Source organism: Streptomyces sp. NPDC101776 (assembly GCF_044766845.1).
In the GTDB taxonomy this organism is placed as follows: Bacteria; Actinomycetota; Actinomycetes; order Streptomycetales; family Streptomycetaceae; genus Streptomyces.
This window is the reverse complement of record NZ_JBIWMV010000021.1, coordinates 18355-36206: the sequence shown is the minus strand read 5'-3', so window position 1 is coordinate 36206 and position 17852 is coordinate 18355. Positions and strand designations below refer to the sequence as shown.

Below are 17852 nucleotides of genomic sequence, written 5' to 3'. Positions count from 1 at the left end.
GCCCCGGGGTGCGGGACGTACAGATGATCGATCTCTTGGCGTCAAGAGATCCACCGGTCAGGCTATCGCGCATCCGGGATCCCGGACTCCCGGGTCCGTGTGGCCCACCCCACAGAGGCGGCAACAACGCCCGGATCGAGACACGGAAAAGGCGGCCGTCCGGCTCGGGAGAGGAACACCGGACGACCGCCGTGGGGGTACCGGGGGTCCGGACTCCCGTGGGGGTACGGAACGCCTGCCCCGATCCCGGGCGGCCATTCCCCACGTTCACCGAATCCCCACATACGCGCCCCGCATGCCCTAGGTCGTGCACCCCCGCTGTCCCGACGCCAGCGTCACGCAGGCTTTCGCCTCGCCGGCGTCCTTCACCGCCACCATCGGGGTGTAGGCGATGGCGTCACCGGTCGCCGTGACGCTGTCGCTCTCCTTGGCGGTCCCCGCGCTCACCTGGACCGAGTCTCCCGGGACACCGGCGGTGATACGGCCCCAGGCGGCGCCGCAGGTCTTGCTGTAGCGGACCTCGACGACGGTCGTACCGATGGTCGCGGTCCTGGCGGTGGTCACCGCGCCCGCCTCCGTCGTGCACCCCATCGCCTCGGCGTCCTTGCCGGTGCAGCCCGCTCCCACGCACTTCACCCCGGCCGGCAGGTCCGGGTTCGTACTGACGGACGGCGAGGCAGAAGTGTGCGTCGCGCTCGCCTTCTTGCCCCCGCCGCCGTGGTTGGTGAACAGGAACACCGCCCCGATCACCACCAGCGCCCCGACGACCCCGGCCCCGAACATCAGCACCCGCCGCCAGGCACCGCCCGCACCGGCGGGTGGCGCGGGAGGCTCGGGCCGGGCGGGCCGAGCCGCACCTTCCCGGCTTTCCCGTACGTCACTGTCGGGCGCCGCCGGCTGGGGCGGCACCGTCGGGGACACTCCCGCCGGGCCCGCGATCCCCGGGGCCGCGACGAGACTCCCGCCCCCCTTGCGGGCCGTCTTGCCGCCGCTCTGCGCCGTGGAGGTGCTCTGCCCCTCCCCCAGCGCGTCACGGGCCTCGGAGATCCGGAGCGCCTGCATGGTCATGTCGTGCCGCAACTCCGAGCGGCTCCAGGCGCGTTCGGCGAGTTCCCACATCGTGGTCAGATGGATCGGACTGGTCCCGGTGACCTCGGCGAGGGCGACGATCGCACCCTTCGGCGCGAGGAGCCGGCCATTGAGATAGCGGTCCCAGGACGTCTTGCTGTAGCCCGTGCGGTCGGCCACCGCCGCGATGCTCAGGCCGCTACGGTCCACCAGCCTACGCAACTGGCTCGCGAACTCTCTGACCTGCGGATCGAGTTCATCCGGCAAGGCCCTCCAACGAGGCATTGCTTCCCCCCTCTGCCCTGAATTGCCCACGCTAACGCGGTTGTTGGTCGAGTTCGTTGCATATACGCAAACTTGTCAATACATCAACACAAGGGTCACTACTCCCACAACAGCCGCGAGAAGCAGGAAAAGCAGCAGCAACAACGCATACCGGAGCAGCAGTCCGCCGGGCCCTTGCTCCGGCTCCCCGGGTGGCGTGTCCCACCAGGGCAGGGTCGGATCGTCCCGGTACTCGTCCCGGTGCTCGTCCCGGTGCTCGTCCCCGCTCTCCGCCCGCGCCGGGGCCGGGGCCGACGCCGGGACCGTCTCCGGGCGGGGCCAGGCCTGGACCGCCAACTCCCAGCGCACACCGATGCGTTCGGGGTCGACGCCGGCCACCCGGCACAGGGCGACGACGGCCTGCCGGGGCGGGGGCTGGCCGGCGTTGAGATAGCGGTGCCAGGACGACTTGCTGTACGCGGTGCGCGCGCCGAGCGCCACCAGGCTCAGGCCGGTGCGGTCCTTGATGAGGCGCAACTGCTCCACGAAGTGCCGTACCTCCGCCGGAAGTTCGTCCGGCAGCGGCTGCCAGCCGCCCATCACACCTCCCCGACACCCCTCGGCATCCCGACCTCGGTATCCCGACCTCGGCATCCCGACATCCCTCCGGGCATCCCCGGCGTACCCATATGCCCGCTCCGAGCGGAATGACGACATCGGTAGGGGAACGGTTCCCTCGTCGCCACGCAGTGCGGACCGCGTAGCGAAACGGTCACCTCCCTGCCACAGCGGGCCGACAGCCGTTGAACAGCGCGCTCACAACTCGGCATGGTGAACGCAGACGGCGGCGCGTCCTTGCTCGGGGGAGGGGACGGGCCGCCGTCGTGTGTCGCGAACTGCCGGGCGCGGGGCGCTAGTTGCTGTTGACCGTGTAGTGCAGCGTGTCCTTCAGGAACGGGATCGTCAGCCACGGCTTCGGCTGCGCCATCAAGGCGAGCAGGACGATCGCGAGGCCGAGCACGCCGTAGGTGACGATGTCGGTGAAGCGGGAGCGGACGGCGAGCATGCCGACGCCGGGCATGACCCAGCGCAGGACGGCGCCGGCCAGCAGGGCGGCGCCGATCAGGAGGGTGCCGTAGCGGAAGACGTCGAAGGCGGTCAGGAGCAGGCCGAGGCCGACCGTGCCGAGGACGGCGAGGATCGGCCACTGGCGGGCCGGGGCCGGGGCGTCGCCCGGTGCGGCCCGGCCGCCGCCCTCGGGGCGGGCGGTGTCGCGGGTGAAGAGGGGGAAGCGGCGGGTGACGCGGCGCGGCCTGCCGTCGGCGTCGGGCGCGCTGACGGGGTCCGTGACCTCGATGTCGTCCACGGCGTGCACACCCTCACCGGGGTCCTTGTTCTCAGCGCTCTTCGCGCTCTCCGGGTCTTCAGGCGACACTGCGCTCCGCCGCCTCGACCACGTTGACGAGGAGCTGGGCGCGGGTCATCGGGCCGACCCCGCCGGGGTTCGGGGAGATCCAGCCGGCGACCTCGGCGACGCCCGGGTGGACGTCTCCGACGATCTTGCCGTCGGCGTTGCGCGAGACACCGACATCGAGGACGGCGGCGCCGGGCTTCACGTCCTCGGGGCGGATCAGGTGGGCGGAACCGGCGGCGGCGACGATGATGTCGGCGCGCTTGAGGTGCGAGGAGAGGTCGCGGGTGCCGGTGTGGCACTGGGTCACCGTCGCGTTCTCGCTGCGCCGGGTGAGGAGGAGGGGCATCGGGCGGCCGATGGTGATGCCGCGTCCGACGACCACGACCTCGGCACCCTTGATCTCCACGCCGTGGCGGCGGAGCAGGGTCAGGACGCCGTTCGGGGTGCAGGGCAGGGGGGCGGGTTCGTTGAGGACGAGGCGGCCGAGGTTCATCGGGTGGAGGCCGTCGGCGTCCTTGTCCGGGTCCATCAGTTCCAGGATGCGGTTCTCGTCGATGCCCTTGGGGAGCGGGAGTTGGACGATGTAACCGGTGCAGGCGGGGTCGTCGTTCAGCTCGCGGACGACGGCCTCGATCTCCTCCTGGGTCGCGGTGGCGGGCAGTTCGCGCTGGATGGACGCGATGCCCACCTGGGCGCAGTCCCGGTGCTTGCCGGCGACGTACTTCTGGCTGCCGGGGTCGTCCCCGACCAGGACCGTGCCGAGGCCGGGCGTGACGCCCTTCTCCTTCAGCGCCGCCACGCGGGCGGTCAGATCGGACTTGATCGCGGCTGCGGTGGCCTTGCCATCGAGAATCTGGGCTGTCATGGGCCCATCCTCGCGGATGACGCTGTCATGGTTCCAATCCGGGTACCGAATGATCAGGATGTTGCACTTACACAACGCCTACGGAATGCAACTGGACAAAAAGTCGCCCCGAAGAGAACGATGAACGGCGCACCACCGCGGTAGGTGTTGGGGGGCAAACCGCTCATCTCGTGATGTACCTCCGCGCAACCCGCGTCGTCCCCGCAGTGCCAACGGAGGAAATCCCGTCATGAGTTACGACCCGAACAACCCCTACGGGCAACAGCCGCCGCAGAACCCCCAGCCGGGTTATGGCCAGCCGCAGGGCCAGCCGGGCTACGGTCAGCCGCAGGGTCAGCCGGGATACGGCTACCCGCAGGGCGCCCCCCAGGGTGTGCCGCCGCAGCAGGGCTACGGCTATCCGCAGCAGCCGGGGTACCCCGGCTACCCGCAGCAGGGTTACGGCGCGACCCCGCCGTACGCGAACTGGGGTCAGCGCTTCCTCGGCACGCTGGTCGACGGGCTCGTCTTCCTGGTGCCGTACATCCTGATCATCGTGGGTCGTGGCAACGGAGCGCTGACGGCCGTCGGCTTCGTCCTCATCCTTGGCCTCGCCATCTGGCAGCTGATCCAGGAGGGCAAGACCGGTCAGACCGTCGGCAAGAAGGCCCTCGGCATCCGTCTGGTGCGCGAGAACACCGGCCAGCCGCTCGGCATAGGCATGGCGTTCCTCCGCCGCCTCGCCCACTTCGTCGACTCCATCGCGTGCTACCTGGGCTGGCTGTGGCCGGCATGGGACGCGAAGCGTCAGACGTTCGCGGACAAGATCTGCGGTTCGATCGTGATCCGCACGCAGTAAGTCACCGCCGGACTTCGGCACCGGGGCCGTGTCACCCACTTCGTGGTGACACGGCCCCGGGTCGTTCCCCTACTTGAGCGCGTCGATGAAGGAGGTCCAGGCGGGGGCGGGAATGAGGAGAGCGGGTCCCTGCGGGGCCTTGGAGTCCCGGACGGGGACGATGCCGGGGAGATCGTCGCGGACCTCGACGCAATCACCGCCAGAACCATTGCTGTAGGTGCTCTTACGCCAGCTCAAGTCATGCTCGGTGCTTGCCATTTCGGTAGTCCTCTGCCGCTTGCTCGATCATGGTCAGGGACGCGTCTGGTGGTAGCGCTGCGGCCCTGAGCAGATCGTACGACCTGCGGTAGTCCTTCACGAGGGCTGGATAGTCGATCAGTTGACCGCTGTGCAGACCTTCCGTGTAGATCACGGGCGGTGCGTCCGGGAACGTCATCACCTTGATCATGCCCATCATGAGCGGGTGGGCCACAGCCGTTTCCGGCAGAATCTGCAAAACGCCCTGATTACGGCTGATCACCTGCCCGATGTGCTCCAGCTGGACCGCCATCTCCTCAGGCGGCAGCAGCGGTTTGCGGATCAGCGACTCGTGCAGCACCACCCAGAACGACGGACGCTCGTCCTGCTCCCAGAGCTTCGCGCGGTCCAAGCAAGCCGCGACCTGCTTCTCAACGGTTTCCGGCGGCAGCCAAGGCAGCGAGGTGTGGACAACTGCCTTGGCGTAGCTCTCTGTTTGCAGCAGTCCGGGAATGAGCGACGGCGCCCACTCCTCGATCGACTCCGCGAACTTCTCCATCTCGGCGACATCCGCGAAATACTCCGCGTGCCCCGACTGCTTCGCCTTCCGCGCGTCTTCACAACGCCGCTCGAAAAAGCCGTCCGTGCCGAGCCGCTTGTCGACGTGCTGGGCGAGATCCAACGGCATTCTCCGCTCACCCCGCTCGATCAGGCTCAGAAACGGGACGCCACGAAAGCTTCCCTCCGCCAGCTGTTCGAGCGTGAGGCCCGCCGCCTCCCTCTTGAAGCGCAACTCCGCTCCGTAGAAGGAAGGCACATTCGCCGACGCGTCGGTGTCCTTGCGTGGGGGCACAACTCACCACCGCCTTTTGCCAGTTCCCGGGTGCAACCCAAACCTCTGTCACGGTACGAGATTCCACGCCACTCTGTGAGCAATTCGTCACAGAGAGAGGCGTACTGCACATGATCAGCCCCTACACCCACGAGGCCAACAGCGAAGTCACCGAACTCCAGGCCGCGTTGAAAGCGAACGGCATCACCCTTCCCTCCCTCGGGCTCGACCTCCCCTCGGTCGTCCAGAGTTACGGCCCCCCGCTCGTCGAACTCGGGAACTGCAACCTCGACACCGCCCGCGCCCTCACCGCCGCCCTCCGCAAGGCGGCCGGCCGGTGACTGCGCTCGCCCTGGAACTCCTCGCCGTCCCCAAGACCGTGCCGGAGGCCCGCCGTGCCGTACGGGAACACCTCGGCGTCCCGTGTCCCGAAGTCCAGCTCTGTGTCAGCGAGTTGCTGACCAACGTGATCCGGCACCTCGGCGAGGGCACCCCGGTGACCCTGAGGGTGAGCTGCGAAGGCGGCCGTACCCGAATCGCCGTCACGGACCCGGAACCGTACGCCTGGCTCGTCGTGCGCGCGGCCGGGCCGGAGGACGAGAACGGCCGCGGCCTGCTGCTGCTCGACGCGGTCGCGACGCGCTGGGGCGTGGAACAGGGGCCGGAGGGCAAGACGGTGTGGTGCGAACTGCCACCACCGCCCGAGCCTGCCCCGGCCCCTGTTTCAACTCCCGCCGCGATTACGGAAGATCAGGCTGATCTCAGTGGAAGAAGTGCCGCGTCCCCGTGAAGTACATCGTGACGCCCGCCTTCTTCGCCGCCTCGATGCTCAGCTCGTCGCGGAGCGAACCCCCGGGCTGGACCACGGCCTTGACGCCCGCGTCGGTCAGCACCTCCAGCCCGTCCGGGAACGGGAAGAACGCGTCCGAGGCCGCGAACGAACCCCGCGCCCGCTCCTCCCCCGCCCGCTCCACGGCCAGTTTCGCGGAGTCGACCCGGTTGACCTGGCCCATACCGACGCCGACCGAGGCACCGTCCTTGGCCAGCAGGATCGCGTTGGACTTCACCGCGCGGCAGGCCTTCCACGCGAAGGCGAGCTCGGCCAGGTCGGACTCGGAGAGCGCCTCGCCCGTCGCCAGCGTCCAGTTGTCGGGGTTGTCGCCGTCGGCCTGGAGCCGGTCGGTGACCTGGAGCAGCACGCCCCCGTCGATCGGCTTGACCTCGACCGCGTTCGACGGACCGCCCGAAGCCTTCAGCACCCGGATGTTCTTCTTCTTGGCGAGGATCTCCAGCGCGCCGTCCTCGTAGCCGGGCGCGACGATGACCTCGGTGAAGATCTCCGCGACCTGCTCGGCCAGCTCCTTCGACACCGGCCGGTTGACCGCGATCACCCCGCCGAACGCCGACAGCGGGTCGCACGCGTGCGCCTTGCGGTGCGCCTCGGCGACATCCGAACCGATCGCGATACCGCACGGGTTGGCGTGCTTGATGATCGCGACACAGGGCTCGTCGTAGTCGTACGCGGCCCGGCGCGCGGCGTCCGTGTCCGTGTAGTTGTTGTACGACATCTCCTTGCCGTGCAACTGCTCGGCCTGCGCCAGGCCGCCGCCCGTGCCGTCGACGTAGAGCGCGGCCGGTTGGTGCGGGTTCTCGCCGTAGCGCAGGGTGTTCTCGCGCTCCCAGGTCGCGCCCAGGAAGTCCGGGAACTGCGACTCGTCCACGGGCGCGTAGGACGACGCGAACCAGCTCGCCACCGCCACGTCGTACGACGCCGTGTGCTGGAAGGCCTCCGCGGCCAGCCGCTTACGGGTGCTGAGGTCGAAACCGCCGGTCTGTACGGCGTTCAGGACGTCGGCGTAGCGGGCCGGGCTGGTGACGACCGCGACCGAGGGGTGGTTCTTGGCGGCGGCACGGACCATCGACGGGCCGCCGATGTCGATCTGCTCGACGCACTCGTCCGGGGACGCGCCCGAGGCGACGGTCTCCCGGAACGGGTAGAGGTTGACGACCACGAGGTCGAAGGGGGCCACGCCCAGCTCGTCGAGCTGCTGACGGTGGCTCTCCAGGCGCAGGTCGGCGAGGATGCCGGCGTGCACCTTGGGGTGCAGGGTCTTGACCCGGCCGTCCAGGCACTCGGGGAAGCCGGTCAGCTCCTCGACCTTGGTGACGGGGACACCGGCCGCGGCGATACGGGCGGCGGTGGAACCCGTGGAGACGAGCTCCACGCCCGCCTCGTGCAGGCCGCGCGCCAGCTCCTCCAGACCGGTCTTGTCGTAGACACTGACCAGCGCGCGACGGATGACTCGCTTGTTGCTCTCGGCGGTCACTGGAGTCACTGGATAACTACCTTTCGTCCCTCAATGCAATAGCCGTTGCGGGCGAGCCGCCCCACGACATCGACGAGCAGCGTGCGCTCGACTTCCTTGATGCGCTCGTGCAGAGCGCTCTCGTCGTCCTCGTCCCGGATCTCGACCACGCCCTGGGCGATGATCGGCCCGGTGTCGACGCCGTCGTCGACGAAGTGGACGGTGCAGCCGGTGACCCGGGCGCCGTACGCGAGCGCGTCGCGTACGCCGTGGGCTCCCGGAAAACTGGGCAGCAGGGCGGGATGCGTGTTCACGACCCGGCCGCCGAAGCGGGCCAGGAACTCCTTGCCCACGATCTTCATGAACCCGGCGGACACGATCAGGTCGGGCTCGTACGCGGCGGTCGCCTCGGTGAGGGCCGTGTCCCACTCCTCGCGGGTCCCGAAGTCCTTCACCCTGCACACGAAGGTGGGCAGTCCCGCGCGCTCGGCACGGGCGAGCCCCTCGATGCCCGCCCGGTCCGCGCCCACGGCCACGATCTGGGCTCCGTACGCCTCGGTACCGGCACTCTCGACGGCGTCGAGGAGCGCCTGCAGATTCGTACCGGATCCGGAGACCAGCACGACGAGGCGCTTGGCCACGGGTTTGGCGGCCACGGCGGGGCCCTTTCTCGGGGGAGCGACTTCTCGTTCTACGGCCGACTCGTGCGTCCACTCGTACGCCCGCTCGTGCGTTCATACGAATGCTTCGCGCCCCGGGATACGGGGAAGTCTACGAAGCGGCCGACCGTCAGCAACGATACCGGCACACCGGACAGCCCCCACGGGACGGGGGCGTGGCCGGAAGGTAGCGTCTGGGGAGAGCGGGTTCGGGAACGCCGTTGTCGTGCGAGGCGTTCACGAAGTACAGCTCATGTTCGGAGAGACGTATCCACCCAGCACATCCGCCAAGAACATCCACCAAGGGGAAGACGCTCATTTGATGCCGGACCGCAGTCTGCGACTTCTCACGTTCCCGCCGCAGTCGGTGCTGCTCCGGGAGCGGCCCTCGTCGGCGCCCGACGCACCCTCGGACGGGAAGAGCGGCTCGGGGCAGGACGACAACCCGTTCGCGCCGCCGCCCGAGGGCACCCCGGACCGGCCTTGGCAGCCGCGGCGCCCCGAGGGTCGCGAGGGCGGCGACGCCCCGCAGGACGGTGACGGTAGTTCGCCGTGGGGCAGCCAGTGGAGCGATCAGCAGCCCGGGCGTTCACAGGGCGGCTTCGGTGACCGGCCCAGTGGAACGGGCGGTCCTGGTGGACAGGGCGGGCCCGAGGGTCCGAACGGCGGCCCCGGCCAGGGCGGCGTGCGCTGGGACCCGACGGACCCGGCCCAGCGCCGCGCCCGTTACGCCCTGCTGAGCGGCATGTGGGCCTTCTTCTTCGCCCTCTTCAGCTGGCCGTACGTGGCCCTGCTGCTGGGTGCGCTGGCCCTCTACTGGGGCGGCAGCGCCCTGCGCGCCAAGCCCCGCCCCGGCGACCCGGACACCCCGGCCGTGCCCGAGACCCAGGCCCGCCCCCAGACGACGGCAGCGGTGAGCGGCCTGGTCACCGCGTCCCTGGCCATCGCCCTGGTCGCCGCGATGTTCGTCGCGCAGCTCGCCTACAGCGACTTCTACACCTGCACGAACGACGCCCTCACCAACGAGGCCAAGCAGTCCTGCAACCAGCTGCTGCCGAAGGATCTGCGGGGCATTCTCGGCACCGCCAACTGACGCACGCCGTCGGTCAGTTCGACTCGGGCTCGCCCGATTGTTCAAGATGCTCCGGCTGTTCTGGTTGTTCCGGTTGTTCCGGCGGAGTGGACGCCTCCCTCAAGGCCGCCCAGCGGGCCTCGCGGGAGGCGTCGTCGTACCAGGGGGTGAGTGAGGGCGGGTCGAACGTCGGGTCGTGGTCGTAGGCGGTGTACGGCTGGTCGACGGGGGCCTGGACCGGTACGGGAACAGGTGCAGGTCCAAGTCCAAGTCCCGGTAGAGGTCCCGGTAGAGGTGCAGGCGCAAATACCGGCTGCTCCGCCTTCGGCTTGCGGGTGAACCAACCCCGGCCGACCGTGAACGGCCTCCGGAACCAAGGCCCCTCAGCGGCGGCAGGCGTCTCCGCCTCGGCCGGCCGCTGCTTCCCGATCGCCGTAGTCCCGATCGTCGTAGTCCCGATCGTCGTCGTCGGCACCCGCCGTTCCCGCAGCCGCCACGCCCGCAGTCCCACCGCCGTGGGTACCGCGACCGCCGCGATCCACCCGAGCGCCGCTGCCCCGGTCTGCCACCACACCGGCCCGAACCGCGCCAGCGCGGCACCCCCGAGCGGCCCGCCGGACAACTCGGCGAACAGAGCCAGCGCTACGGCGCACAGGGCGGCGGCGAGCAACGCGGTGGCGGCGGTACGACCTTGCGCCCAGGGCGCCGACGTCGACTGTTGACGGAGCCCGGCGCCGACCGCCTTCCGCTTCCGTTCCTCCGTCAACTCGCCCCCACCGTCGCCCTGTTGACCCACCGCGACCCGTGCCACGAACCACCCCGCCGTCACCCCGGCCGTCACCGGCACCAGCACGGCGAGCCAGTTCAGCGGGGTCCCGGTACCCGCGTCCGGGACCGCCGCGAGGAGCGGGAAGGGCGGGAGGAGCGGGGCCGGGGCCGAGGAGAGCGGGGCGACCGTGTGGTGCGCTCCGAGGGCGAAGCCGGGGCCGAGGCCGTACGCCGCCGACCACACCGCCGCGTTCGGGATCAGCGCGAGGCAGAGCAACAGGACGGCGAACCGGCCCGACAGACCCTCCGTCAGCTGGAGGAAGGACATCCGGGCCGCTCCGCCGTGCCAGACCAGGGACGCCCCGAGCAGCAGCGCACCGCCCCCGACGAGCACCGCCGCGGCGAGACCCGCGGCGCGTACGGCGGTGCCGATGCGGGCCCGGGACTCGCGCGCCTCCGGACCCAGGACGAGCCGTCGCAGCCCGGCCGGCAACAGGACCAGCACGCTCAGCACGGGTTCGCGCGGGCGGCCGTACGCCGTCCACACGCCCGACCCGGCCGCGCCCGCGGCGAGCAGCGGGAGGCAGACCGCGGTCCAGCTCCAGGAGGGGGAGAGTTCGCCGCCGGACGCGTAGAGGGCGGCGGCCGTGCCCACGGCGAGGTAGCCGAGGGCGACGCCGGTCCAGGCCGTACGGCCCGGGACGGGCGGGATGTCGGCGTCGTCGGCCGCACCGCCCAGCACCGCGTGCCGTGCCGCCCGGTGCAGCAGCCACAGCGGCACGGCGAGGAGGAGAAGCGGGGTGACGCCCACGGGGGCCGGGACTCCGGAGAGGGTGTCGGCGCGGACCAGTTCGACGCCGTGCGCGAGGAGCCACAGGGCGGCGGCGATGTGCAGGGCGCCGCCGGGTCCGCTGTCCGGGTAGGGCGAGCTGATCCACAGCATCATCACGAGCACCGCGAACGAGCCGAGCCCGAGCCCCGCCGCGACCGCGCCACCCAAGAGGCTGGCGGCCAGTCCGGGGGATCGGTCGCGCATCCGGGTGAGGAGGGGCGACAACGACGGTCGGCGGTGGGTCATCGGCATCACGCCCGCCATGCTCCCAACGACACGCGCTTTCTCGTCGTAACAGGCGAACCTCCGAAGTGTCGCTCAATATACATTTATGTACTTTTTCGTACGAAAGGGCGTCCGGTGACGCAGACCCCTGCAACCCCGCTCCCTCCGCCCAAGGAACGCCGACGCCTGCGCGAGGCAGGCTCGCTGACACAGGCTCAGGTCGCGACAGAGGTGGGCGTCAGCCGCGAGACGGTGCGCTCGTGGGAGACCGGCCGCACCACACCACGCGGCCGGAAACGGGAGGCGTACGCGAAATTGCTCACCAGCCTGAGTGAAAACGTTCAGCCGGAAGAAGACACCCCCACGGAGCAAACCGTGGAGGAAGCCGTGGAGCAAACCGTGGAGCAAACCGTGGAAGAGACGGCGGAGATCGCGAAGTTGGCGGTGCCACTGCCGGAGCCCCCGCCGGTACAGCCACCGCCCGCTCCCCTGACGCCCGCTCAGGCCTTCGACGCGCTCTACGCGTTCTGCGCACCCGCCCTCGTACGGCAGACCTATCTGCTGTCCGGACGGCGTGAACTGGCGCGGGAGTCCGTCGAGCGGGCCTTCCAGATCGCCTGGCAGCGCTGGCCCGAGGTGGCGGTCGACCGCGACCCGGCCGGCTGGGTGCGCTCGGTGGCGTACGAGTACGCCCTCTCCCCCTGGCACCGGTTCCGCCCCAGATACCGCCATCCGGAACCCCCGCCCCCGGCCCCCGCCGACCGCGCCCTGCTGACCGCCCTCCTGAAACTCCCCCCGTCGTACCGCCGCACCCTCCTCCTCTACGACGGTGTGGGGCTCGGCCTGGCGGAGACCGCGGCGGAGACGGAGGCGAGTACGCCTGCGGCGGCGAACCGGCTGCTGCACGCGCGCGAGGCGCTTGCCGCGCAGCTTCCCGAGTTGTCCGACCCCACGGAGTTGCGGCGGCGGATGACCGAAGTCGCCTCCACGGGGCGGCTGCACGCGGCCAAGCCGCCTGTGGTTCGTTTCGTGGGTGAACGCCGGACGGTGTTCTGGACGCGGGCGGCGATCGCGTTCACGGTCGCGATCATCGGGGCGACGACGTTCACCGTGCGGGTTGCGCCCACGCATTACGAGCCGCCCGTGCCGTTGGGGGAACGGGTGGAGGGGGTGCCGCCTCGGCTGGCCCAGGGCGCGTTGTCGGAGGCGGAGGTGCAGCTACGGGACCGTCTGCGGACCGGGATGACGAGCGGTCCGGAGAGGCTGGCACCGTTGAGTCGGTAGATCGTCGGCCGCAGCCCGGTGGGGGCTGGTCGCGCAGTTCCCCGCGCCCCTTAAAAACGCAGGGCGACCGGTGTCTTCTAGGGGCGCGGGGAACTGCGCGACCAGCCACGACGCGCCCGCGGCCGCCGAACAACCCGACCCGGCACCCCAGAACGCGCGATGGGCCCGCCCCCACACAGGGAACAGGCCCATCGACGTTCAGCTGAGAAACTCAGCCGGCCAGGATCTCGCGGGCCAGCTTCGCCGTCTCGGTCGGCGTCTTGCCGACCTTGACGCCGGCGGCCTCAAGGGCCTCCTTCTTGGCGGCAGCCGTGCCGGAGGAGCCGGAGACGATGGCGCCGGCGTGGCCCATCGTCTTGCCCTCGGGCGCGGTGAAGCCGGCGACGTAACCGACGACCGGCTTCGTGACGTTCTTCGCGATGAAGTCCGCCGCGCGCTCCTCCGCGTCGCCACCGATCTCACCGATCATCACGATCAGGTCGGTGTCGGGGTCGGCCTCGAACGCGGCGAGCGCGTCGATGTGCGTGGTGCCGATGACGGGGTCGCCACCGATGCCGACGGCCGACGAGAAGCCGAGGTCACGCAGCTCGTACATCATCTGGTACGTCAGCGTGCCGGACTTCGAGACCAGGCCGATACGGCCCGGCTTCGTGATGTCGCCCGGGATGATGCCGGCGTTCGACTGACCCGGGGTGATGAGACCGGGGCAGTTCGGGCCGATGATCCGGGTCTTGTTGCCCTTCGCGACCGCGTACGCGTAGAACGCGGCCGAGTCGTGGACGGCGATGCCCTCGGTGATGACGACCGCGAGCGGGATCTCGGCGTCGATGGCCTCGACGACGGCGGCCTTGGAGAAGGCCGGCGGTACGAAGAGGACGGACACGTTCGCGCCCGTCTTCTCGATCGCCTCGGCGACCGTGCCGAAGACCGGGATCTCGGTGCCGTCGACGTCGACGGACGTGCCGGCCTTACGGGGGTTGACGCCACCGACGATGTTGGTGCCGTCGGCCAGCATGAGCTTGGTGTGCTTCATGCCCGTGGAGCCGGTCATGCCCTGGACGATGACCTTGCTGTCCTTGGTGAGGAAGATAGCCATGGCTGTGTCTGTCCCTCTTCCCTTACTTCGCAGCCGCGAGCTCGGCGGCCTTGTCGGCCGCGCCGTCCATGGTGTCCACGCGCTGGACCAGCGGGTGGTTGGCGTCGGAGAGGATCTTGCGACCCAGCTCGGCGTTGTTGCCGTCGAGGCGGACGACGAGGGGCTTGGTGACTTCCTCGCCCTTGTCCGCGAGCAGCTGCAGCGCCTGCACGATGCCGTTGGCGACCTCGTCGCAGGCGGTGATGCCGCCGAAGACGTTGACGAAGACCGACTTGACGTCGGGGTCGCCCAGGATGATCTCCAGGCCGTTCGCCATCACGGCCGCGGACGCGCCGCCGCCGATGTCGAGGAAGTTGGCCGGCTTCACGCCACCGTGGTTCTCACCGGCGTACGCGACGACGTCCAGGGTGCTCATGACGAGACCCGCGCCGTTGCCGATGATGCCGACCTCGCCGTCGAGCTTGACGTAGTTGAGGTTCTTGGCCTTGGCCGCCGCCTCGAGCGGGTTGGCGGAGTCCTTGTCCTCAAGGGCCGCGTGGTCCGGCTGGCGGAACTCCGCGTTCTCGTCCAGCGAGACCTTGCCGTCGAGGGCGATGACCTTGCCGGAGGCGACCTTCGCGAGGGGGTTGACCTCGACGAGGAGGGCGTCCTCCTTGATGAAGGTGTCCCACAGTGTCACCAGGATCTCGGCGACCTGCTCGGCGACGTCGGCCGGGAACTTCGCCTGGGCGACGATCTCGCGGGCCTTCTCGATCGAGACGCCCTCGTTGGCGTCGACCGGGACCTTCGCGAGGGCCTCGGGGTTCTCCTCCGCGACGACCTCGATCTCCACGCCGCCCTGGACGGACGCCATGGCGAGGAAGGTGCGGTTGGTGCGGTCGAGGAGGTACGAGACGTAGTACTCCTCGACGATCTCGGGCGCGGTCTCGGCGATCATCACCTTGTGGACCGTGTGGCCCTTGATGTCCATGCCGAGGATGTCCGTCGCACGCGCGACGGCCTCGTCCGGGGTGGCGGCGAGCTTCACGCCACCGGCCTTGCCACGGCCGCCGACCTTCACCTGGGCCTTGACGACGGACTTGCCACCGAGCCTCTCGGTGGCTGCGCGGGCCGCCTCAGGCGTGTCGATGACTTCACCGGCCAGCACCGGTACATCGTGCTTGGCGAAGAGGTCCCTCGCCTGATACTCGAACAGGTCCACGCGCTTCCGTCCTCAGTGATATCGCGGTTCGTTGGATGCGTGGGCGTGCCGCGAAGGGCAACGTGACGTCCGCTGTCACAAGGGAGGCGCACACGGTGACCGAGCGCGCGGCATGTCCGTCTCGCAGGTTATCGCTGCTTGCAGAGGGCCCCTAAATCGAGGGTCACACCTGAGCGGTGATACCTGTCACATGATGCCGGAATTCGTGACACGGAGTGCCGTGCGCGGGGCTTACGGGCGGTCGCCCAGGTGGGTCGTTTCGGGCGGATCCCTCGGGCGGATCCTTCGGGCGGGGTCCCGCCGGGTTGGGGTTGGCCCGGCGGGACCCCCTACCGCGAGACGCGCCCCGGACGGACCGACGGCATTCGGCCGTCCGGGGTCACTGCCTCACGGAGTCGGTCGCTCTCAGTGCCGGACGGTCAGAGCGCAGACATTGTGTGCGGCGCGTGCGGCCCGTGCGCCTTGGATGGCCGCGGCGGCCCTGACCCGGGACCCTCGCGGGACGGAGACCACCGCATCGACGAGACGTCGTCGGAATTCGGCCGGGGCGACAGCGGTGTGCGTGCTCAGGTTGTTGCTCATGGGTACGTCGGTTCCTCAGGCGTTCCGGAAAGGGAGACATGGCGACATTCCGGTCAGGTCAACTGCCGGAAGACCGTGCCTAGCCCGGGAAGACGGGAACGTCCCGGTACCTGTCCCGGGTCTCCGGCACACCCGCACGCGCGGCAACACCGGGCACGAACCGCACGGCCACCCTGTTGCCCAAGGTCACGGCCTGCACGTCACAGTGCCGCGAGCTGCCACTGTCCATGGCCTGCTGATCGCGCAGGGCGCCATCCGGATCGCCGGTGGGTACCTGGGGAGCGGGGGCGGGCCTGACGGAGGGGGCATGGCGCATGACTGCATGCCCTACGGCGTTGAGCGCATCGGCGGCGACGACGAAGCGCGGTCCGTACGCCGCCCCTACGCCTACCGCCATCTCGGCAGGCCTCGCATCCGTACGATGCCCACCGCTCGAAGACTGCGGGGTCGACCGGACGGGCGTCGGCACCGGCGCCGTGTGCGTCGGAGGTGCCTGCACCGGAGGCGTCTGCACCGGAGGCACGGCCTGACTCGGCACCACGGGGACTGACGGCAAGGTCGACAGCGAGGGCAAGGTGGGCAGCAAAGGTAACGAAGGCGCCTCGGCCAACACCGCGGTCACCGTCTTCGTCACCACGTCACTCACGGGCCGCACGACCCGCTCCACGATGTCCGACACCGGAGCCACCACCGGAGCGAGAACAGGGACAGGAACCGAGATCGGGGCCGGAACCGAAACCGGGTGCGGGACAGGTTTCACCACCGGAGCCGCCACCGGAATCCCCGGACTGCCGAGACTCACCGGCTTGCCCAGAACCCCATCGGCCGCCTGCGCCTGTCCCCCGCACAGCAACCCGACCACGAACAACCCGCCCACCAGCAGCACCAGTTGCAGCACACGCCGCCCGACCGCCGTATGCGTCACGCGCAGGGCGGCACCGGGTATCGCGGCAGTGGGCCAGATCATGAGGCGACGATCCTTGCACGGGCGGCTCGGGGACGCGCAACCCCCCTGTCCCCCAAGCCCGTTCATCACCACCGGTGCCGGTTCGTCATGCGGTGTCCGGTATCGGCAACGGACGCTTTTCGATCGCCGCCGCCATCACCTCCGGGAAGAGATCGGGTGTGCAGGCGAAGGCCGGCGCCCCCAACGCGGCCAGCGCGGCGGCATGTTCGCGGTCGTAGGCCGGCGCGCCCTCGTCGGACAGCGCGAGCAGCGTCACGAACTGCACCCCCGACGCCTTCATCGCCGCGACCCGCTTCAGCATCTCGTTCCGTATGCCCCCTTCGTAGAGGTCGCTGATCAGCACGACCACCGTCTCCGCGGGCCGGGTGATCTGCGACTGGCAGTACGCGAGCGCCCTGTTGATGTCCGTACCGCCGCCGAGCTGGGTCCCGAAGAGCACGTCCACCGGGTCGTCGAGCTGGTCGGTGAGGTCGACGACCGCGGTGTCGAAGACGACCAGCCGGGTGTCGATCGACCGCATGGACGCCAGCACCGCCCCGAACACGGAGGCGTAGACGACGGACGCCGCCATCGACCCGGACTGGTCGATGCAGAGGACGACCTCTTTCTTCACGGACTGGGAAGCGCGTCCGTATCCGATCAACCGCTCGGGCACGATCGTCCGGTACTCGGGCAGGTAGTGCTTGAGGTTGGCCGCGATCGTGCGGTTCCAGTCGATGTCGTGGTGGCGCGGCCGGTTGATACGCGCGCTGCGGTCGAGCGCGCCGGTGAGGGTGGCCCGGGTGCGGGTGGCGAGCCGCTTCTCCAGGTCCTGGACGACCTTGCGGACCACCGCCCGCGCCGTCTCCTTCGTGGTCTCCGGCATCGCCTTGTTGAGGGAGAGCAGCGTGCCGACGAGGTGCACGTCGGCCTCGACCGCCTCCAGCATCTCCGGTTCGAGGAGCAGCGCGGACAGCCCGAGCCGGTCGATGGCGTCGCGCTGCATGACCTGGACGACGGAGGACGGGAAGTACGTCCGGATGTCCCCGAGCCAGCGCGCGACGGACGGCGCCGACGCCCCGAGCCCCGCCGAACGGTCCTTCGCCGCCCGCCCCTTGTCCCCCCTGCCGTACAGCGCGGCGAGTGTCCCGTCCATCGCGGCGTCCTGCCCGGACAGCTCGCATCCGGTGCCGTCGGCCGCGTCGCCCCCGAGTACCAGCCGCCAGCGCCGCAACCGCTCCGCCCCGGCGTCCACGCCCCCGACCGCCCCGGCCGCCTCGACCGTCATCCGCGCACCCCCGTCCGCAGCCCTTCCCACAACGGCACGACCCGCACGGCAGTCGCCGGACGGTCCCCAGCCCGC

18 protein-coding genes are annotated in these 17852 nt (G+C 70.1%); 5 read left to right on the top strand and 13 right to left on the bottom strand.

The features are described 5' to 3' along the window. Positions 1–300: 300 nt before the first annotated feature. From ACIRRY_RS41640 to ACIRRY_RS41625, 4 genes are all read right to left on the bottom strand, one after another. On the bottom strand, positions 301–1353 hold the full coding sequence (locus tag ACIRRY_RS41640; protein ID WP_403983809.1) for a DUF2690 domain-containing protein: 1053 nt from the start codon (positions 1351–1353) through the stop codon (positions 301–303). Between the two features lie 75 nt (positions 1354–1428). Beyond that, positions 1429–1932: a helix-turn-helix domain-containing protein gene (locus ACIRRY_RS41635; RefSeq protein ID WP_403983807.1), complete on the bottom strand. Its 504-nt coding sequence runs from the start codon at positions 1930–1932 to the stop codon at positions 1429–1431. 313 nt (positions 1933–2245) lie between these two features. Continuing rightward, entirely contained in the window at positions 2246–2707 is a 462-nt protein-coding gene (locus ACIRRY_RS41630; protein WP_403984073.1) for a DUF3017 domain-containing protein, read from the bottom strand. A gap of 49 nt (positions 2708–2756) precedes the next feature. Then, positions 2757–3611 carry a bifunctional methylenetetrahydrofolate dehydrogenase/methenyltetrahydrofolate cyclohydrolase gene (locus ACIRRY_RS41625; RefSeq protein WP_403983805.1) on the bottom strand — a complete coding sequence of 285 codons (855 nt, stop codon included), beginning with the start codon at positions 3609–3611 and terminating at the stop codon, positions 2757–2759. Between the two features lie 229 nt (positions 3612–3840). Here ACIRRY_RS41625 and ACIRRY_RS41620 point away from each other — a divergent pair, with 229 nt between their 5' ends. After that, positions 3841–4449 carry an RDD family protein gene (locus tag ACIRRY_RS41620; RefSeq protein WP_403983803.1) on the top strand — a complete coding sequence of 203 codons (609 nt, stop codon included), beginning with the start codon at positions 3841–3843 and terminating at the stop codon, positions 4447–4449. A 69-nt stretch (positions 4450–4518) separates the two neighbouring features. On the opposite strand, the gene ACIRRY_RS41615 is transcribed toward ACIRRY_RS41620, so the two are convergent. Both ACIRRY_RS41615 and ACIRRY_RS41610 read right to left on the bottom strand, forming a co-directional pair. Continuing rightward, a complete protein-coding gene (locus ACIRRY_RS41615; RefSeq protein WP_403983801.1) occupies positions 4519–4707 on the bottom strand; it encodes a DUF397 domain-containing protein in 189 nt (62 codons plus the stop codon). Beyond that, the gene (locus ACIRRY_RS41610) at positions 4688–5539 is read right to left on the bottom strand and encodes a Scr1 family TA system antitoxin-like transcriptional regulator (protein ID WP_403983799.1); all 852 of its coding nucleotides are present in this window, start codon (positions 5537–5539) and stop codon (positions 4688–4690) included. Before ACIRRY_RS41610 ends, ACIRRY_RS41615 begins: the two co-directional genes overlap by 20 nt. A 110-nt stretch (positions 5540–5649) precedes the next feature. Between ACIRRY_RS41610 and ACIRRY_RS41605 the strand changes: the two genes are divergently transcribed. Both ACIRRY_RS41605 and ACIRRY_RS41600 read left to right on the top strand, forming a co-directional pair. Continuing rightward, positions 5650–5859, top strand: a complete 210-nt coding sequence (locus ACIRRY_RS41605) for a hypothetical protein (RefSeq protein ID WP_403983798.1) — start codon at positions 5650–5652, stop codon at positions 5857–5859. Continuing rightward, complete coding sequence (locus ACIRRY_RS41600; protein WP_403983796.1) at positions 5856–6308, top strand: ATP-binding protein; 453 nt, start codon at positions 5856–5858, stop codon at positions 6306–6308. Before ACIRRY_RS41605 ends, ACIRRY_RS41600 begins: the two co-directional genes overlap by 4 nt. On the opposite strand, the gene purH is transcribed toward ACIRRY_RS41600, so the two are convergent. Next, positions 6280–7845 carry a bifunctional phosphoribosylaminoimidazolecarboxamide formyltransferase/IMP cyclohydrolase gene (gene purH / locus ACIRRY_RS41595; protein ID WP_403984071.1) on the bottom strand — a complete coding sequence of 522 codons (1566 nt, stop codon included), beginning with the start codon at positions 7843–7845 and terminating at the stop codon, positions 6280–6282. The genes ACIRRY_RS41600 and purH overlap by 29 nt on opposite strands. A gap of 5 nt (positions 7846–7850) precedes the next feature. Continuing rightward, on the bottom strand, positions 7851–8480 hold the full coding sequence (gene purN / locus ACIRRY_RS41590; protein WP_403983794.1) for a phosphoribosylglycinamide formyltransferase: 630 nt from the start codon (positions 8478–8480) through the stop codon (positions 7851–7853). A 325-nt stretch (positions 8481–8805) separates the two neighbouring features. Here purN and ACIRRY_RS41585 point away from each other — a divergent pair, with 325 nt between their 5' ends. Beyond that, positions 8806–9576: a hypothetical protein gene (locus ACIRRY_RS41585; protein ID WP_403983792.1), complete on the top strand. Its 771-nt coding sequence runs from the start codon at positions 8806–8808 to the stop codon at positions 9574–9576. A 13-nt stretch (positions 9577–9589) separates the two neighbouring features. On the opposite strand, the gene ACIRRY_RS41580 is transcribed toward ACIRRY_RS41585, so the two are convergent. Further along, a complete protein-coding gene (locus tag ACIRRY_RS41580) occupies positions 9590–11419 on the bottom strand; it encodes a DUF6350 family protein (RefSeq protein WP_403983790.1) in 1830 nt (609 codons plus the stop codon). A 96-nt stretch (positions 11420–11515) separates the two neighbouring features. Between ACIRRY_RS41580 and ACIRRY_RS41575 the strand changes: the two genes are divergently transcribed. Next, a complete protein-coding gene (locus tag ACIRRY_RS41575) occupies positions 11516–12664 on the top strand; it encodes a sigma factor-like helix-turn-helix DNA-binding protein (protein WP_403983788.1) in 1149 nt (382 codons plus the stop codon). 211 nt (positions 12665–12875) lie between these two features. Here the strand turns inward: ACIRRY_RS41575 and sucD are convergent, their stop codons facing one another. The 4 genes from sucD to ACIRRY_RS41555 all read right to left on the bottom strand — a co-directional run bounded on the left by sucD (position 12876) and on the right by ACIRRY_RS41555 (position 17777). Continuing rightward, complete coding sequence (sucD, locus tag ACIRRY_RS41570) at positions 12876–13760, bottom strand: succinate--CoA ligase subunit alpha (RefSeq protein ID WP_019055633.1); 885 nt, start codon at positions 13758–13760, stop codon at positions 12876–12878. Between the two features lie 22 nt (positions 13761–13782). After that, positions 13783–14961 carry an ADP-forming succinate--CoA ligase subunit beta gene (gene sucC, locus ACIRRY_RS41565; protein WP_280878363.1) on the bottom strand — a complete coding sequence of 393 codons (1179 nt, stop codon included), beginning with the start codon at positions 14959–14961 and terminating at the stop codon, positions 13783–13785. 661 nt (positions 14962–15622) lie between these two features. Then, the gene (locus ACIRRY_RS41560; protein WP_403983786.1) at positions 15623–16468 is read right to left on the bottom strand and encodes a hypothetical protein; all 846 of its coding nucleotides are present in this window, start codon (positions 16466–16468) and stop codon (positions 15623–15625) included. A 127-nt stretch (positions 16469–16595) separates the two neighbouring features. Further along, positions 16596–17777 carry a VWA domain-containing protein gene (locus ACIRRY_RS41555; protein WP_403983785.1) on the bottom strand — a complete coding sequence of 394 codons (1182 nt, stop codon included), beginning with the start codon at positions 17775–17777 and terminating at the stop codon, positions 16596–16598. Positions 17778–17852: the final 75 nt, after the last annotated feature.

Coding starts and splice junctions, on each gene's coding strand:
- ACIRRY_RS41585 (WP_403983792.1), top strand. CDS start 8,806: ATGCCGGACCGCAGTCTGCGACTTCTCACGTTCCCGCCGCAGTCGGTG.
- ACIRRY_RS41555 (WP_403983785.1), bottom strand. CDS start 17,777: ATGACGGTCGAGGCGGCCGGGGCGGTCGGGGGCGTGGACGCCGGGGCG.
- ACIRRY_RS41615 (WP_403983801.1), bottom strand. CDS start 4,707: ATGGCAAGCACCGAGCATGACTTGAGCTGGCGTAAGAGCACCTACAGC.
- sucD (WP_019055633.1), bottom strand. CDS start 13,760: ATGGCTATCTTCCTCACCAAGGACAGCAAGGTCATCGTCCAGGGCATG.
- ACIRRY_RS41635 (WP_403983807.1), bottom strand. CDS start 1,932: ATGGGCGGCTGGCAGCCGCTGCCGGACGAACTTCCGGCGGAGGTACGG.
- ACIRRY_RS41640 (WP_403983809.1), bottom strand. CDS start 1,353: ATGCCTCGTTGGAGGGCCTTGCCGGATGAACTCGATCCGCAGGTCAGA.
- ACIRRY_RS41580 (WP_403983790.1), bottom strand. CDS start 11,419: ATGGCGGGCGTGATGCCGATGACCCACCGCCGACCGTCGTTGTCGCCC.
- ACIRRY_RS41620 (WP_403983803.1), top strand. CDS start 3,841: ATGAGTTACGACCCGAACAACCCCTACGGGCAACAGCCGCCGCAGAAC.
- ACIRRY_RS41625 (WP_403983805.1), bottom strand. CDS start 3,611: ATGACAGCCCAGATTCTCGATGGCAAGGCCACCGCAGCCGCGATCAAG.
- ACIRRY_RS41605 (WP_403983798.1), top strand. CDS start 5,650: ATGATCAGCCCCTACACCCACGAGGCCAACAGCGAAGTCACCGAACTC.